Origin of the sequence: Micromonospora sp. ALFpr18c (assembly GCF_008868155.1) — a bacterium.
Lineage (GTDB): Bacteria > Actinomycetota > Actinomycetes > Mycobacteriales > Micromonosporaceae > Micromonospora.
Genome location: NZ_WBKR01000438.1, coordinates 1 through 811, shown reverse-complemented (window position 1 = coordinate 811; position 811 = coordinate 1). Strand labels below are relative to the sequence as shown.

Below are 811 nucleotides of genomic sequence, written 5' to 3'. Positions count from 1 at the left end.
CCAGCATGGTGATGATCTGGTCGAGCTTGGCGCTGTGGTCCTGTCGCAGCGCGGCGACTGTTTCGCCGAGTTCACGCAGGGCGGTGGTGTGTTCGACCTGGGTGATGGACAGAGCCTGGACGAGGTGGGTCTGAGTGCGGACGTGCGCAGTGATACTGGCGAGGTCGCGGTCGCCGGAGGCGCGCAGGCCGGCTTCCATGTGCAGGCGCTCCTCAATGGCGGTGATACGGCGTTCCAGGTCGTCCAAGCTGCTCATGCGGTGGATGCTCCTGCTGCGGTAGTGGGGCGGAGGTAGGCGTACACGGTCTCGCGACTGATGCCGTACTCCGCAGCGAGCGCGGACTTGCGTTCCCCGGCGGCGGCACGCTGGCGCAGCTGGTCGGCCTGCTCGGTGGTCAGCGCCGGTTTGCGGCCGGTGTAGACACCACGTTGCTTGGCCGCGGCGATGCCCTCGCGCTGGCGTTCCAGGATCAGGGCCCGTTCGAACTCGGCGAAGGCACCCATGACGCTCAGCAGCAGGGTGGCCATCGGGGAGTCCTCGCCGGTGAAGGTGAGCTGTTCCTTGACGAACTCCACCCGCACGCCCTTGCCGGTCAGGGTCCGCACGAGCCGGCGCAGGTCATCGAGGTTACGGGCGAGCCGGTCCATCGAGTGCACGATGACGGTGTCGCCGTCACGGACGAACGCGATCAGCTCGTCGAGCTTCGGCCGGGCGGTGTCCTTGCCCGAGGCCCGGTCGGTGAAGACCCGGTCGACGTCCACGCCGTCGAGCTGGCGCACGGTGTTCTGCTCGACGGCGCTGACCCTGACG

The 811-nt window shown here is 68.2% G+C and carries 2 protein-coding genes; both read right to left on the bottom strand.

Features of this window, described 5'->3' with window-relative positions; genetic code table 11:
• Positions 1–256 (bottom strand): hypothetical protein (locus tag F8271_RS31590; protein ID WP_151493418.1); only part of this gene is annotated, 256 nt, incomplete at its 3' end.
• Positions 253–811 (bottom strand): recombinase family protein (locus F8271_RS31585; protein WP_225854911.1); only part of this gene is annotated, 559 nt, incomplete at its 5' end. The genes F8271_RS31585 and F8271_RS31590, both read right to left, overlap by 4 nt.